Below are 16,146 nucleotides of genomic sequence, written 5' to 3' on the forward strand. Positions count from 1 at the left end.
ACCAGTTCCACCACCTAGGCAGGTGAGCGAAAAACGAGATTCGAACTCGCGACCCCAACCTTGGCAAGGTTGTGCTCTACCAGCTGAGCTATTTTCGCATTGGAATTATTTTTCAAAGTATCACAGAACATCGCGTTCCGCTTCTTTCGGTGGTGCCAGCTGGATTCGAACCAGCGACACAAGGATTTTCAGTCCTTTGCTCTACCAACTGAGCTATGGCACCTTTTCAATGTTAGCTGTTTGCCTTATTGATGCTGCAAATATAGAGGGATTATTTGAAATTCAAAAGGCAAAAGTGGTTTTTTTTGCGTTTAAACGCCAACCCGCTGATTCCTAAGCGGAAAAAATAAGGGCTATTCGATCTGAATAGCCCTTTGATATTGTCGAGGTGGATCTTATTAAGATAATTTACCAACTTCTAATACTAAATCAACGATTTTGTTTGAATAACCCCACTCGTTGTCATACCAAGATACAACTTTAACAAAGTTATCATTCAAAGAAATTCCAGCTTTAGCATCAAAGATTGATGTACGTGCATCACCCAAGAAGTCTGAAGAAACAACCTCATCCTCTGTGTAACCCAAGATACCTTTTAATTCGCCTTCAGAAGCTTCTTTCATAGCAGTTTTGATATCTTCGTAAGAAGCACCTTTATTTAAACGTACTGTTAAGTCAACAACTGAAACGTCAGCAGTAGGAACACGTAAAGACATACCTGTCAATTTACCTTTCAATTCAGGAAGAACCAAACCTACAGCTTTAGCAGCACCTGTAGATGAAGGGATGATGTTTTGGTAAGCACCACGGCCACCTCTCCAGTCTTTCACTGAAGGACCATCCACAGTTTTTTGAGTAGCTGTTACAGCGTGTACAGTAGTCATCAAACCTTCAACGATACCGAATTTATCATTCAATACTTTAGCGATAGGAGCTAAACAGTTTGTTGTACAAGATGCATTTGAAACGATATGTTGATCTGCTTTTAATTCTTTGTGGTTTACACCCATTACGAATGTAGGTGTGTCATCTTTTGCTGGCGCTGACATAACAACTTTTTTCGCACCTGCATCAATGTGTTTTTGAGCCAACTCTTGAGTCAAAAAGAAACCTGTAGATTCGATGATTACTTCAGCACCTACTTCATTCCATTTCAAGTTTGCTGGATCTTTTTCAGCAGTTACACGGATTGTTTTGCCATTCACGATCAAGTTGCCGTCTTTAACTTCAACAGTACCGTCAAATTTACCATGTGTCGAATCGTATTTCAACATATAAGCCATATAATCCGGCTCAACTAAGTCATTGATACCAACAATTTCAATTTCTGGACGATTGATAGCAGCTCTGAATGCTAAACGACCAATACGGCCAAATCCGTTAATTCCAATTTTCATATTCTTAATTTTTATTGATATAATATTTAATTAAATTATGTATCGGCTCCTTGACCACAGTGCCAATACTGATATTAAATTCTTCTGTTGCCACCTCTCGCAGGATGTTTTCATAATTGAAAGCTACCGAACCTGTAAAATTCACATCGCTATCCGGATACTCTTTCATTAATGGTTTAATGTATGTTTTAATGAAAATGCGCAGTCCGTTTTTGATCAGCTGGTTGATAAATAGGTGATCTTTATTTTCAAGTACAAAATCGGTAAATGAATTTAAAAAGTTGGTTGGTTGTGGTGCAATATAGACCTTCTCCAAAATACTTTTCTTGTCCAACGTAAATTCTTTTTCCAATTTATCCTTCAGATCGACCGGAAGCGTGTCTGTCATATAATGCTTCAGCAATTGCTGACTGTTCCAATTTGTGGCCCCTTCGTCTGCGAGAATGTAACCCAAGCCATAGTTGTTTTCAATGATTTTCTTTCCGGTGTAGTATGCGGCATTCGATCCACTTCCGATAATACCTACAATCCCTTTTTCATCTCCAAAGGTTGAAATGGCCGAAGCAATGACATCATGGTCTACTTTGACACGGGCATTGACGAAAAAACGCTCGAAAACATTTTTGATCTTATCTTTACGTTCTTTTGATGATGAACCGGCACCAAAAAAATAAATACGTTTAATTTTTTCGGCATTATTGATCAAATTGGTATTTCTATTTAAATGCTGTAGTATGGACCGCTCATCCTGGAGATAGGGGTTGATGCCAGTCATGCGAAATCCAGTGGTTATCCGGCCTTTATCGGCCAACCGCCAGTCTGAGAATCGAGATCCACTGTATACTACTGCTATCATAGTCTGCTTTATTTTATATTATAAAATCTCAGCCATTTCCAATAGATCAGGGCTAAGTTTAATTTCCTTATTGCTGATTGCTTCTTCGATCGGAGTAGTTTTGATTTCATTGCCACGGAGACCAACAGTGATCCGCGTGTTTCCTGCCAAAATTTCATTAACGGCAGCAAAACCCAATCGACTAGCCAACACGCGGTCAAAACTCGTTGGAGATCCACCACGTTGTAAATGCCCTAATATACTAACTTTCGTGTCGTAATGATCAAATTTTTCCTTTACTTTTTTTGCGACATAATAAGCACCTCCGTTTTGATCACCTTCTGCGACAATAACAATGGACGAAGATTTCTTTTTGATGGCTCCATCTTCCAAATGGCTGATTAAATCATCTATAGCCGTCTCTTTTTCTGGAAGCAAGATCGCTTCTGCACCACCGGCAATTCCAGCGTTTAATGCAATACATCCTGAATCTCTACCCATGACTTCAACAAAGAAAAGGCGCTCATGTGATGCTGCCGTATCCCTGATTTTGTCAATGGCCTCAATAACAGTATTGTTGGCTGTATCATAACCAATGGTATAGTCAGATCCGTAAAGGTCGTTGTCAATCGTTCCGGGGATTCCTACAATAGGAATCTCAAATTCTTTGGAGAAAAAATTTGCACCAGTAAAAGTCCCGTCACCACCAATAACCACCAACGCATCTATTTCTGCTGCTTTTAAATTGTCGTATGCGATTTTTCGTCCTTCAGTTGTTTTAAACTCAAGACAACGAGCTGTTTTTAGTATTGTACCACCACGCTGTATGATGTTGCTCACAGAGCGGGTATCCATTTCTTTGAAATTTGCGTCAATCAAACCCTGATAGCCCTGGTAAATTCCAGTGACCTGAAGGCCTTTGTGAAGCGCTGTACGGACAACTGCACGAATGCAAGCATTCATGCCGGGGGCGTCACCGCCAGATGTTAATACGCCTATTTTTTTTATTTCTTTTATCACACTCTATATTTTAGGTTCTACGAATATAAGATTTTTATAGTGTATATTCTACACTTTGAATAAATTTTTCATTATTTTTTTGCGCATCACGTTTAGGAAGCGTATAATTGTTACAGGTAACCCGATGATTAGTAGCCAATAAATTTAGCTCAGTATATTGCACATAAATAAATTTAGAAGTTTTGTATAGTAATTTTACCGTAGACTGCGTCATATTAGGCTTTCATGAAGGAGAATTAAAGGTTCTTTTGGCTGAAAGAAATGAATATCCTTTTAAGGATTGGTGGGCATTGCCAGGCTTCTTCGTGGATAATGACGAAGAGATGGAAGATGCCGTAAAGAGAATTTTGTATGAAAATACAGGTTTGAAGGATGTATTTATGGATCAATTGCATTCTTTTGCGGGCTTGAAACGGCACCCAAAAGGACGTATTCTGACAGTGGCTTACTATGCCTTGGTCCAGCTTGATAGTACAAAACTTAAAACAAAGCCTGTTACAAACTACATGAAGCAGGCGAAATGGTTTCCTGTTAGAAATGTTCCTGAATTGGCATTTGACCATAAGCAGATTTTGGATTTATGTTTGGAAAGATTGCAGCGTCGTTTGGCCTACAAACCGATCGCTTTTGAATTGCTACCTGAAAAATTTACCCTGACCCAATTGCAATTGGTGTATGAAGGTATCTTGAATAAAACATTGGATAAACGTAATTTTCGAAAGAAAATGCAGAATTATGGCTTTCTAAAGGAGTTGGATGAGGTCCAAACGGGTGTCGCTTATCGGGCGGCAAGGTTGTATAAACTGGACAAAAGAAAATTCCTCAAACATTTCCAGAATACTGTAGCGTTTTAATAAAATCTGAGTTATTAAGAAAAGGCAAACTTCTAAAGTTTGCCTTTTTTTGTTGTCAACTAAATATCAAATTAACAGCGATTTCAAAATATATTTTGTACGAGAAGTTACTTTTTATATTTTTGAACAATTTCTGATAAAAGTCAGAAAGTAGAAAGGAGTTTTTTGAAGAATGGAAGATAGAAAAGACCAGATCATTGATGCAGCTATAAGACGCTTTATGCATTATGGTTTTAGTAAGACAACAATGAATGAGATTGCGGAGGATATAAAAATCACCAAAGCGAATTTATATTATTATTACTCGGAGAAGAATGCGCTTATACGGGATGTTATTATACGCTTGACGGATGAGTACAGGGAAGAGGAAGAGAAGTTGGTCGCCGTGCATAAAGGTACAACCTACGATCTGATCATGAAGATTTTGGAATTACGCGATGCTTTTGTACGCAAGTATTATATGTTGCATATGAACGAAAACCTGGAATGGATTAAAGGGCTTTCGATGCAGGAGTTTTTTCAGTGTCTCCACAATCGTGACGTACAGGCACTTTATGAGATACTTAAGGGAGGCGCAGAGAAGGGGGAGCTCAATGAAGAGCATCTCTATGAAACAGCGGAAATCTATGTGGAACTGATGAAGAGCTTATCCTTGATGTGCAATATTTCCGATATCATTTCTGGAATACCAAATCAGGATCGTTTTGATGAAGTTTTACAGAAACAAAAACTGGCTACTAAGCTGTTTTTTAATGGTATAAATAAAAAGTAGATATAAAATTAGGACAAATAAATTAGGAATGAAAACAATCAGAATACTAGCCAGCCTTTTATTAGGTACGATGGTTTTCCAAAGTCATGCACAGCAGCAATTAAGCCTAAGTGATGCGATCAAATTTGCTTTGCAGAATAAAAAGGAAGCTAAAAAAGCTAAATTGGATCTCGAAAACTCACAATACCAGATTGATGAGGTGAGAGGTAGTGCATTGCCTCAGATTACCGCAAATGGTTCCCTGAAACACAATGTGTTAATTCCAGAAATGGCAATAGAATTTGGAGATCAGATTATTACTGCTAAAATGGGCCAAGCCTGGAATTCGGCAGCAATGGTTTCGCTCAATCAGCAGTTATTTAATCAGTCGATTTTTACAGGGTTAAGAGCAGCCAAAACAACAAAAGAATTTTATCAGATAAATGCACAGTTAACAGATGAGCAACTTATTGAAAAAGTAGCTAATGCCTACTACGATATCTACCAGGAACATCTTAAACTGCAAACAATAGAAAATAACCTACAAAGTACCACTAAAACCAAAGATGTAACAGAGGGACTTGTCAAAGCTGGATTAGCTAAAAAAATCGATCTTGATCGTCTTGTGGTCAACGTAAACAATCTGGAGGCACAGAGACAGCAGACGAGCAGCGCTGTGCAGATCAAGGAAAATGCACTGAAATTTGCGATTGGTAAATCAATAGAAGAGGATATTGAATTGTCAAACGAGACTTTTGAGATCAATCCGGTATTGGCAATGGAATCGGACAATATTGAGAATCGGACCGAGGTACAACTGATGAAGAAGCAGATTGAACTATATGACTTGAACAAGAAATCCAAAGTGGCAGATCTTTATCCAAAATTATCCTTGGGTGCTGACTTTGGTTTCAATGGTTTTGGTAAAGGATTTCCGATCGGTGGTAATTTTAACTGGCCAAAAACCTCGAGTATCGGCCTTAATCTTTCGGTGCCAATATTTACAGGTGGGACTACCAAAGCGAGAATCAATCAGGCTGATATCCAGATCAGACAGGCTCAGGTCGATTTAGAAGATACAAAGCTTGGTCTTAGTTTGGCAAAAGAAAATGCTAAATCTCAGATTAAGATCAGTTTGCTAACCATCGACAACAATCGTCGGAATGTTAAATTGGCCAAAGGTGTCCTAGATGATACAAAAAACAATTTCAACAACGGTTTGGCAACTTTAACGGAGTTGCTGGATGCGGAAAGAGCATTGGCTGATGCAGAAAATAACTTGAATACAAGCTTATTGAACTATAAGGTAGCCGAAGTACAGATTATTAAATCGAATGGCGAGTTAAAATCACTAATTAAAGAATAATTGACTAATACAATATGAAACGCGGAATTATTACCCTACTTATTATTGCTGCTGGTCTTGCAGGAATATTTTTTGTGTTAAATAAAAATAAAAAGAAAAACGAAGCGGAAACGGCTGAGGTTGCGAAAACAAATGCGGCAATTGCGGTCCGTATTGATACGGCAAAAGTAAGCTCAATGGACCTACGTTACACCGCTAATGGAACTTTTGCGCCAAAGCAAGAGGTCACTGTATCTGCAGAGACTGCGGGTAGAGTTGTGAAAGTATTGGTCGACGAAGGTTCCCATGTAAGTGCTGGACAAACCCTGGCAATTATTGAAGGTGACAAGCTGAATGTAAATGTAGCTAATGCGCAAGCCGCATTTACGAATGCACAGGCCGACTTACATCGCTTTGAAAGTGCTTTTTCTACTGGTGGTGTTACCAAACAACAGCTGGATCAGGTGAAATTGCAATTTGAAAATGCTAAGAATAATTTAAGAGCATCAAAATTGAATGCTGGTGATGTAACCATCAAGACATCTGTTTCGGGTGTGGTCAATGCACGTAAAATTGAACCTGGAACTTATTTAAATATTGGCGCTGCGGCTTTTGATATCGTTAATGTTGGTACCTTAAAATTACGCGTCAATGTTGATGAGAAAAATGTGGCTACGTTACGAGTAGGCCAGTCTGTTGATGTATCAGCAAGTGTATATGCAGACCAAAGATTCACAGGTAAGGTGACGTTTATTGCTCCTAAATCTGACGGAAGCTTGAATTTTCCGGTAGAAATTGAAGTCAATAACTCATCGAACCAATTGCGTGCCGGTATGTATGGCACAGCAATGTTTGGAGAAGGGGCCGCCAGTAATACATTGATCGTACCTCGCAATGCATTTGTCGGTAGTGTGAGTGATAATAAAATATTCGTTCTTAAAAATGGTAAAGCAATCGAAACCAATGTGAAATCCGGAAGAAATTTTGGCGATTACATTGAAATCTTGGGGGGGCTGCAAAATGGCGATCAAGTGATTGTTTCAGGTCAAATCAACTTGTTTGATCAGAGCCCTGTTGAAATTATTAAATAATGTATACTGAAAAACAGTAGCAAATGAAGTCGTGGTTTCATTACCATTAAAAACAAATAATTCTAATGAAAATTACCGAAATATCGATAAAACGTCCCAGTATAATTATCGTATTATTTATAATACTGACATTAGGTGGGTTGTTTTCCTATACTCAATTGGGGTACGAGTTAGTCCCTAAATTTGAGATCAACGTAATCACGGTGCAGACGGTCTACCCAGGGGCATCACCCTCCGAAGTAGAAAGCTCGGTGACTAAAAAAATTGAGGATGCAATTTCCTCGCTGGAGAGTATTAAGAAAGTAGAGTCGACTTCGCTGGAAGGTGTATCCATTGTGATGATTACCTTAAATAACGGGGCTGATGTCAACTTTCTGCTTACGGATGCGCAACGGAAGATCAATGCGGTTGTCAACGATCTACCCGATGATGTGAAAACACCATCATTGTCCAAATTCTCTTTGGATGATGTTGCGATTATGAGTCTAGCAGTAACATCTAATTTATCTGAGAAAGAATTGTATGACTTGTTGGACAACAAGATCCAGCCAGTTTTTGCGCGGATCAATGGGGTAGCCAAAGTGGATATGATTGGGGGCGAGGAACGTGAAATTCAGATTTCTGTGGATCCTAAGAAAATTGAAGGTTATGGCTTAACAATCGCTCAGGTACAACAGACTGTTGCCTCTTCAAATCTTGATTTTCCTACTGGTAACGTAAGCACACGCGACAACAGAACAACAATCCGTTTGGCGGGTAAAGTAACATCAATTGAAGAATTGCGTAATCTACCGATTACGACACCAGCAGGTGTACAGATATATTTACGCGATATCGCTGATGTGCAGGACGGAATCAAGGAAATCGAGAAAGTGGCCCGTTTGGATCGTCAGAACACCATCTTGTTACAGGTCTTTAAGCAATCGGATGCCAATGCAGTAGCCGTATCTGAAGGTGTTAAAAAGACAATTGGACAGGTGGAAAAAGATTATGCAAGCAACAAGATCAAGATTCTTGTCGCAAATGACTCTTCTGATTTTACATTGAATGCTGCCAATAACGTAATCCATGACTTGATGATTGCGATTGCCTTGGTAGGTTTTATCATGTTGTTCTTCTTGCAAAGTTTGCGTAATGCTGCGATTACCATGGTTGCTATTCCATTATCATTGATTGCGACATTTATTGGATTGCTGCTGATGGGCTATACCCTAAATCTGATGTCTTTATTGGGATTATCACTGGTTGTCGGTATTCTGGTGGATGATGCGATCGTTGTTATCGAAAATATCCACCGTCACATGGAGATGGGGAAAAATAAAGTGCGTGCAGCATTTGATGGGGCTTCGGAAATCGGTTTTACCGTAACGGCGATTACCTTAGTTATCGTGGTGGTGTTCTTGCCGATTGCGATGTCTACCGGTTTGGTGGCAAACATCCTCGCTCAGTTTTGTGTGACCGTAATTATTTCTACTTTGCTGTCCTTGCTGGTTTCATTTACAGTTGTTCCTTGGTTATATTCCCGTTTCGGAAAACTGGAGCATTTAAGCAAAACTTCTTTCTTCGGACGTATAATCCATGGATTTGAAAGTGGTTTGACAGCTTTTACACATTGGGTATCTGGATTGTTGGTTTGGGCATTAAAAAGCCGGATGAATAAATTGGCAACACTGGGACTAGCAGTAGGCTTATTGGTTGCTTCTTTTATGCTTGTGGTCAAAGGTTACATCGGTTCGGACTTCTTCCCTGGAATAGACCGTAAGGAATTTTTCATCCAATTGGAATTGGACAAAGATGCTTCTTTGGAGAAGACCAACTTATTGACGCAAAAGGCTGAAGCTTATATCAAATCTAAGCCGGATGTCAAAGAGATCATCACCACTGTAGGACAGTCTTCGGATGGTATGGCTTCGACAACAGGCTCACGTTATAAATCCGAAATCCACGTTATCATGGATAAGGAAAATTTTGAAGGTAATTCTCAGGTGTATTCTGCGACTTTAAAGCGTGAGCTGGAAAACAAGCTGATCGGTGCGAAGATTAAAACCGTGAATGTCGGTATCATGGGGGCTGAGCAGGCGCCGTTGAAATTAACCATCATCGGTTCTTCGGTAGAAGATGCACAGGAATTTGCGGAGAAAGCGGCAGATCAATTGCGTAAGATCCCAGGAGCAGCAGGAGTGAAGTTAACTTCTGAAGCTGGTAACCCTGAGATTAATGTGAAAATTGACCGTGATAAGATGACGTCTTTGGGATTGAACGTATCGACAGTCGGTATGACGATGCAGACTGCCTTTTCTGGAAATACAGACAATAAATATAGAGCGGGTGATAATGAGTATGATATCAATATCCGTTATACAGAAAGTGGTCGTGCGAGCATCGACAATGTTCGCGATTTGAAATTTATCAATAACAAAGGTGCTTCAATTTCATTGGAACAATTTGCAACAGTTTCTTATGGTTCAGGACCTACCTTATTGGAGCGTCGCGATAAATCTCCAGCGGTATCTATTCAGGGGCAGGCAATCGGTAGACCAATGGGTACCGTGGCACAGGAATGGCAGGCTCAATTTGAGAAACTGCCACGCAAACCCGGAATTGTCTTCATTTGGGGTGGTAACATGGAAAATCAGTCGGAAGGTTTCGGAACATTGGGAATTGCATTATTGGCCTCAATTATCTTGGTATACCTTGTGATGGTGGCGCTATATGATAGCTTTATCACACCTTTTGTGGTATTGTTCTCCATTCCATTGTCGTTTATCGGTGCTTTGTTGTTCCTCGCATTGGGTAATCAGACGTTGAATATCTTTACCATTTTGGGTATTATCATGCTGATTGGTTTGGTGGCCAAGAATGCGATCATGCTAGTCGATTTTGCAAACCACCGGAAAGAAGCTGGTGATAGCACTCACGACGCACTGGTCGCTGCTAACCATGCCCGTCTTCGTCCGATCTTGATGACGACAATTGCCATGGTATTCGGTATGATTCCGATTGCCATTGCTACAGGCGATGGTGCGGATATGAACAGAGGTCTGGCAATCGTTATCATCGGTGGTCTATTGTCGTCGCTATTCTTGACGCTCGTTGTCGTGCCGGTGGTATATTCGATCTTTGACCGCTTTGGCAACAAGAAGAAGAAGGACTATGATGCATTGATTGTAGAGGAGTATGATCATGTTGATGTAGCAGAACATTAAACATAAATCAATTTTACAAAAGAAAGGAGGCTAAGTCATTGGTCTCCTTTCTTTTTGTGTTAATTTTAGGTTAATCAATCGATTGCGTAAATATTTTTTATTACATTGCGGCGCATTAACAAAATATATATACTTAAAATTGAGACAAGCATGTGTGGAATTGTAGGATACACAGGTTACCGTCAGGCGTATAGTATCGTCATTGATGGATTGAAAAAATTAGAATACCGTGGCTATGACAGTGCTGGAGTGGCGCTGCACAAAGGTGAACAGGTTGATGTTTACAAAAAGACCGGAAAAGTAGTGAATCTAGAAGAATTCGTTTACGGTCAAGATCTCCAGTCAACAACAGGAATAGGGCATACACGTTGGGCCACCCATGGTGAACCTTCTGACCGCAATGCCCATCCACATTATTCAAACAGTGGACGTATCGCGATGATCCATAATGGTATCATTGAAAACTATGCTTCCCTAAAATCAGAATTAATTAATAAAGGTTACCAATTCAAAAGTGATACGGATACTGAAGTACTTGTTAACTTTATCGAAGAGATCCAATCACAAAATGAATGCTCCCTAGAAGAAGCAATCCGTATTGCTTTAAAAAGGGTGGTGGGTGCCTATGTGATCCTTGTATTGGAAGCTGGTCATCCAGATCGGATTATTGCCGCTAGAAAGGGAAGTCCCTTGGTTATTGGAATAGGTAAAAATGAGCATTTCTTGGGTTCAGATGCTTCACCGATGTTAGCTTATACCAAAGAAGTTGTTTACATCAATGACTATGAACTCGCGATTATCACACCCGATGAACTAATCCTCAAGAATTTGGGAAATGAGCGGATTACACCGTACATCCAAAAATTGGATCTGGAGTTATCCGCTATTGAAAAAGGTGGTTACGATCACTTTATGCTAAAGGAGATCTTCGAACAGCCACATACGATCTACGATTCAATGCGCGGTCGTCTGGATCTGCAGGCGAAGCAAATTATTCTGAGCGGAATTGAGAAGTACGCGAATGAAATCAGCGGCACCAATCGGATTGTCATTGTTGCCTGTGGTACGAGTTGGCATGCTGGCTTGATTGCCGAATATGTCATCGAAGAACTATGCCGCATCAATGTTGAGGTGGAGTATGCTTCGGAGTTCCGCTACCGCAATCCTGTGATCCATCCTGGAGATGTAATTTTAGCCATCTCACAAAGTGGTGAGACTGCCGATACATTGGTGGCGCTGGAAAATGCGAAAAAACAAGGTGCAATCATTCTAGGCGTGGTTAATGTTGTGGGATCTTCCATCGCACGTCTTTCTGATGCAGGTGCTTATACGCATGCCGGACCTGAAATCGGGGTGGCAAGTACCAAAGCTTTTACCGCACAGCTAACGGTTCTAAACCTGATCGCATTAAAAATTGCAGCCCTAAAAGGATCAATTTCTGAAGAACGTTTTCTGGAACTATCAGAGGAATTGCACGAAGTTCCTGAGAAAGTACAGTGGATCTTGGATACACAGATCGAAAAAATCCAACAAATTGCAAAAAAATATAAAGACGCAAGGGATTTCTTATTTCTTGGTAGAGGGTATAACTTCCCTGTTGCACTGGAAGGTGCACTAAAGCTAAAAGAGATCTCTTATATTCATGCCGAAGGTTATCCTGCAGCGGAAATGAAACATGGCCCTATTGCTTTGGTCGATGAGAACTTGCCTGTTGTTTTCGTGGCAACCAAGGATGCCTATCATGAAAAGATTGTTTCCAATATCCAGGAGATAAAAGCAAGGAAGGGCAAGATTATTTCTGTAGTTACCAGAGGTGACGCCGTTTCCGAAGGGCTGTCGGATGACTTTATGGAAATTCCGGAGGCAGATGAGATTATTGCGCCTTTAATCTCTGTTGTTCCTTTGCAGTTATTGTCTTATTATATTGGTGTGGAGTTAGGCTTAGATGTTGACAAACCTCGTAATCTCGCCAAATCTGTCACAGTAGAATAAGGAGGCGCATGAGTGTATTAAAGAAAAGACCTTTGGAGCATTTGGGATATGATTTTATCCCAAGTGAATTTCTTCAGGAAGGGCAGGATGAGTATACCCTGCGTTTTCAGCAGAATCCACGCAATGATTACCGTGACCTTACAGTAAATGAGGTTCAGGAGCTGATCGCCAATGGCAATTGGTCCAGTGACTGGTCTAAAGTCAAGGTATCCGCAATTTTTGATCCCAAGCAAATCCAAGGATGTAAATTCTATGGTTTGGTGCGTATTGGAAATCTCAGCCCGAGCTATTTGGAATACCGCAATCTACAACTTCCCATCGGCTTATATCATTCGACTATTATCAGTTCGGATTTTGGCGATGATGTGGCTGTACATCATGTGGGCTATTTATCCTATTTTATTGTGGGTAATGAAGTGCTGTTGAGTCAAATCAAAGAGATGGAGACGGGCAGCACCGCTAAATTTGGGAACGGAATTCTGCGGGACGGTGAAGAATCGGGCAAACGTATTCAATTGGAGCTCTGCAATGAAAATGGTGCCCGCTCGGTGTATCCTTTTGATGGAATGCAGGCGGCAGATGTCTATCTGTGGACACGAAATCGTCATGATCGGGCGTTACAACATCGTTTTGAAGAACTGACCGACCAAAAATTTGGCACACAACGTGGATATTATAGCCAGATCGGTGATCGCTGCGTTATCAAAAATACGTTCACGATCAAGAATGTTAAGATCGGTACCGATGCCTACATCAAAGGGGTGAATAAGCTTAAGAACGTAACGGTTAACTCTTCACAGGAATCCTATACGCAAATTGGTGAGGGCTGTGAGCTGGTCAATGGGATCATTGGCTACGGTTGCCGTATATTCTATGGAGTCAAAGCGGTACGTTTTATTTTGGCCTCTTATTCGCAGCTGAAATATGGTGCAAGGTTGATCAATTCTTATCTGGGTGATAATTCGACGATATCCTGCTGTGAAGTGCTCAATTCCCTCATTTTTCCAGCGCATGAACAACACCATAATAATTCTTTCCTATGTGCTGCATTGGTGATGGGACAAAGTAATATGGCTGCTGGGGCTACCGTTGGGTCAAACCATAATTCCAGGGCAGCTGATGGTGAGATTATTGCAGGGCGTGGTTTTTGGCCGGGCTTATGCGTGAGCCTCAAACACAACTCGAGATTTGCCTCTTACTGTTTAATTGTCAAGGGCGATTTTTTACATGAGTTGGATATCCAATTGCCTTTTACGCTGGTAAGTAACGATGTACAGCATGATAGGCTTGTACTTATTCCAGGGTATTGGTTTATGTATAATATGTACGCCTTGGTACGTAATGCCAATAAGTACGAAGCACGAGACAATAGGCATTTTAAAAATCAATATTTTGAGTACGATATGTTGGCTCCTGATACGGTCAATGAGATGTTTTCTGGAATGGAAACACTTGCTTTTGCGGTATCGGAAAGCCTTCAACAGGAAGAGGATAAGACACGGGAGGAGCGTATTGTGGCTGGGCGTGCCTTACTTGCCAATAATATTGATCTAAAAGATAAGACCATTGTTTTATCCGGAGCAGAGAATTCGCGCCGACCTACAGTGATTCAAAAAGTTGGCGAGGCCTATCATCTTTATCGCTCATTCATCAAGTATTATGGTGTTTTGCACCTGATGGATGCATTGGAGGAAGGTCGATCACTCGATGATATCATCGAGAGCCTTGCTGGCGAACAACGGACAAACTGGGAAAATATCGGTGGACAGCTTATAGAAAGTACTGCATTGCAGGTTTTTCTGGATGATATCAAGTCCAAAAAAATAGACTCCTGGGATGATATTCATGAGTTTTATCATGAGCGTAGCAAGGATTATCCATTAGATAAACGAAAGCATGCCTTATTGTCACTGATTGAAATTTTGACTTTGGAAGGTATGGAAATATCCAGAGATAAAATTGTATCTTTGTTGGATCAGGCTTTGGGACACCGAATCTGGATAGGCGAGCAGATCTATAAATCCCGCGCTAAAGATTACAAAAATCCGTTCAAGAATATGGTGTATGCCAATGATGAGGAACGCGATATAGTCGTCGGGAAGTTGACAGAAAACTCCTTTATCAATCAACAACAGGAAGAATTAGAGATATTTAAAATAAGGGTTGCTAATTTGAAAGGGCAATTTTAAAAGAAAGGCTTCCGCTCGGAAGCCTTTTCTTTTTTATCTTTAGGTACCAGATAGCGATCTGATCGGTTCTACGCATATATGCAGGAAAGTTTATCCAGCATCTTGAATCTTATCCAAGGGTTTCCGTTTATTTTCTTTGATATGCTTAAAATGACTTGGTGTCAGCCCAGTTACTTTTTTGAACTGATTGCTTAAATAAGCAACACTGGAGTAATTCAGTTGATAGGCGATCTCGCTTAGAGTCAGTTCATCATAGACCAGTAACTCCTTGACATATTCGATTTTCTGGCTGATGAAATATTTCTCAATCGTCATGCCTTCGACATCCGAAAATAGATTCGAAATATAGTTGTAATCGTGATAAATCTGATTACTTATTATTTCCGATAAATTGAGATTGGTGTTGTTGTTTTGGTTGCGGATTAGATCCAGCACCAAATGTTTGACCTGTTCAATAAGTACTGTCCGCTTGTCGTCGATCAATTCAAAGCCAAGGGCGGAAAAGCTCTCGGCCAATTGAGCAGACTGTTCTCTGTTTAACGTTTCTTCAATTTCGACCTGTCCTAAAGAAATATGTTTAATGTGAAGATTAAGCTTGGCCAATTCATTTTCGACAACCATGATGCATCTATTGCATACCATATTCTTTATTGCGAGCTTCATTCGATTTTTTTTAATACAAGTTACAAATCTAAACCCAAAAATCGCAAATTAATCGGACATTCTGTTGTAAGATTTGGGGCATATGTTGTAGAGTTTTGGTGCAGTAAAATCGCATGATCGAGATGCAGTAGTTTTAGATGGCTAAAATGTGCGGCGTTGACACTATGGATTAATCTCAATAGGGGTGCCTATAGGAACAGCGCGGTAGAGCTCATCAATTTCTGTGTTGGTCAATGCCATACAGCCTAAGGTCCAGTCTACACAACGTTGTAGTTTACCAATAAAGCCCATTCCGTTTCGCAGCCCATGAATTTTGATGTCACCACCGGCAGTTTTCCCTAGAGTTTTGGCATGGGCAACATCCTTTTCATTGGGATAGGAGACCCCTAAGTTTTTATGGTAGTCACTGTATTGATTCTTATCGTTGATATAATATAATCCTTCGGGAGTTTTTAGGTCACCCTCAATCTCTTTTGCGCCTACGGGCTGTCCACCGAGTGAGACCTGGTAGGATTTGAGTAATTTCCCCCGCGCATAAGCCAATAAGGTCCGTTTGGACTTATACACCACAAGCCTGTCGATTACAGCATTTTTTGATAAACGGGATTCCGGATAGAGGTTGTAGACTGTCAGCGCCAAAATGGATAGGAGCAATACGACAATACCTACTTTTAGCCAGTTGCCTGGACTCTTGCTTCGCTTCATAGGATCTATGTTATTTATATATCGTTTTGTGTATTTGACAGCTGTCTGATCCGCGTCAATGTAAGATACAAAGTCCCTGCAAAAGGGACTTTGTATTG

12 protein-coding genes and 2 tRNA genes are annotated in these 16,146 nt (G+C 40.4%); 7 read left to right on the plus strand and 7 right to left on the minus strand.

Annotated elements, in window-relative coordinates; genetic code table 11:
- Positions 1–25: 25 nt before the first annotated feature.
- The 5 genes from ABFX33_RS12300 to pfkA form a co-directional block, all read right to left on the minus strand.
- Positions 26–98 (minus strand) — tRNA-Gly (locus tag ABFX33_RS12300).
- A 52-nt stretch (positions 99–150) separates the two neighbouring features.
- Positions 151–223, minus strand: a tRNA-Phe gene (locus ABFX33_RS12305).
- Between the two features lie 175 nt (positions 224–398).
- Complete coding sequence (gene gap / locus ABFX33_RS12310; RefSeq protein WP_120258102.1) at positions 399–1,397, minus strand: type I glyceraldehyde-3-phosphate dehydrogenase; 999 nt, start codon at positions 1,395–1,397, stop codon at positions 399–401.
- A 4-nt stretch (positions 1,398–1,401) separates the two neighbouring features.
- Positions 1,402–2,253, minus strand: coding sequence for a hypothetical protein (locus ABFX33_RS12315; protein WP_257089875.1), 852 nt, complete (start codon positions 2,251–2,253; stop codon positions 1,402–1,404).
- An 18-nt stretch (positions 2,254–2,271) separates the two neighbouring features.
- Positions 2,272–3,249, minus strand: coding sequence for a 6-phosphofructokinase (pfkA, locus tag ABFX33_RS12320; RefSeq protein WP_410528652.1), 978 nt, complete (start codon positions 3,247–3,249; stop codon positions 2,272–2,274).
- Between the two features lie 185 nt (positions 3,250–3,434).
- On the opposite strand from pfkA, the gene ABFX33_RS12325 reads away from it, so the two are divergent.
- The 7 genes from ABFX33_RS12325 (at position 3,435) to ABFX33_RS12355 (ending at position 14,680) form a co-directional block, all read left to right on the plus strand.
- A complete protein-coding gene (locus ABFX33_RS12325) occupies positions 3,435–4,106 on the plus strand; it encodes an NUDIX hydrolase (RefSeq protein ID WP_120258099.1) in 672 nt (223 codons plus the stop codon).
- A 172-nt stretch (positions 4,107–4,278) separates the two neighbouring features.
- The gene (locus ABFX33_RS12330; protein WP_346086286.1) at positions 4,279–4,878 is read left to right on the plus strand and encodes a TetR/AcrR family transcriptional regulator; all 600 of its coding nucleotides are present in this window, start codon (positions 4,279–4,281) and stop codon (positions 4,876–4,878) included.
- A gap of 28 nt (positions 4,879–4,906) precedes the next feature.
- Positions 4,907–6,223: a TolC family protein gene (locus tag ABFX33_RS12335; protein WP_346086287.1), complete on the plus strand. Its 1,317-nt coding sequence runs from the start codon at positions 4,907–4,909 to the stop codon at positions 6,221–6,223.
- Between the two features lie 14 nt (positions 6,224–6,237).
- Entirely contained in the window at positions 6,238–7,293 is a 1,056-nt protein-coding gene (locus ABFX33_RS12340) for an efflux RND transporter periplasmic adaptor subunit (RefSeq protein ID WP_346086288.1), read from the plus strand.
- A 65-nt stretch (positions 7,294–7,358) separates the two neighbouring features.
- Positions 7,359–10,499 (plus strand): efflux RND transporter permease subunit, encoded by a 3,141-nt coding sequence (locus ABFX33_RS12345; protein WP_346086289.1) that lies wholly within the window; start codon positions 7,359–7,361, stop codon positions 10,497–10,499.
- Between the two features lie 150 nt (positions 10,500–10,649).
- The gene (glmS, locus tag ABFX33_RS12350; protein WP_346086290.1) at positions 10,650–12,491 is read left to right on the plus strand and encodes a glutamine--fructose-6-phosphate transaminase (isomerizing); all 1,842 of its coding nucleotides are present in this window, start codon (positions 10,650–10,652) and stop codon (positions 12,489–12,491) included.
- A gap of 8 nt (positions 12,492–12,499) precedes the next feature.
- Positions 12,500–14,680, plus strand: a complete 2,181-nt coding sequence (locus ABFX33_RS12355) for a DUF4954 family protein (protein WP_257089881.1) — start codon at positions 12,500–12,502, stop codon at positions 14,678–14,680.
- A 90-nt stretch (positions 14,681–14,770) separates the two neighbouring features.
- On the opposite strand, the gene ABFX33_RS12360 is transcribed toward ABFX33_RS12355, so the two are convergent.
- Together ABFX33_RS12360 and ABFX33_RS12365 are read right to left on the minus strand one after the other, a co-directional pair.
- The gene (locus ABFX33_RS12360) at positions 14,771–15,343 is read right to left on the minus strand and encodes a helix-turn-helix domain-containing protein (protein WP_120258092.1); all 573 of its coding nucleotides are present in this window, start codon (positions 15,341–15,343) and stop codon (positions 14,771–14,773) included.
- Positions 15,344–15,505: 162 nt separating this feature from the next.
- Entirely contained in the window at positions 15,506–16,048 is a 543-nt protein-coding gene (locus ABFX33_RS12365; RefSeq protein ID WP_346086291.1) for a L,D-transpeptidase family protein, read from the minus strand.
- Positions 16,049–16,146: the final 98 nt, after the last annotated feature.

The sequence above is a fragment of the Sphingobacterium ginsenosidimutans genome (assembly GCF_039536865.1).
Lineage (GTDB): Bacteria > Bacteroidota > Bacteroidia > Sphingobacteriales > Sphingobacteriaceae > Sphingobacterium > Sphingobacterium detergens.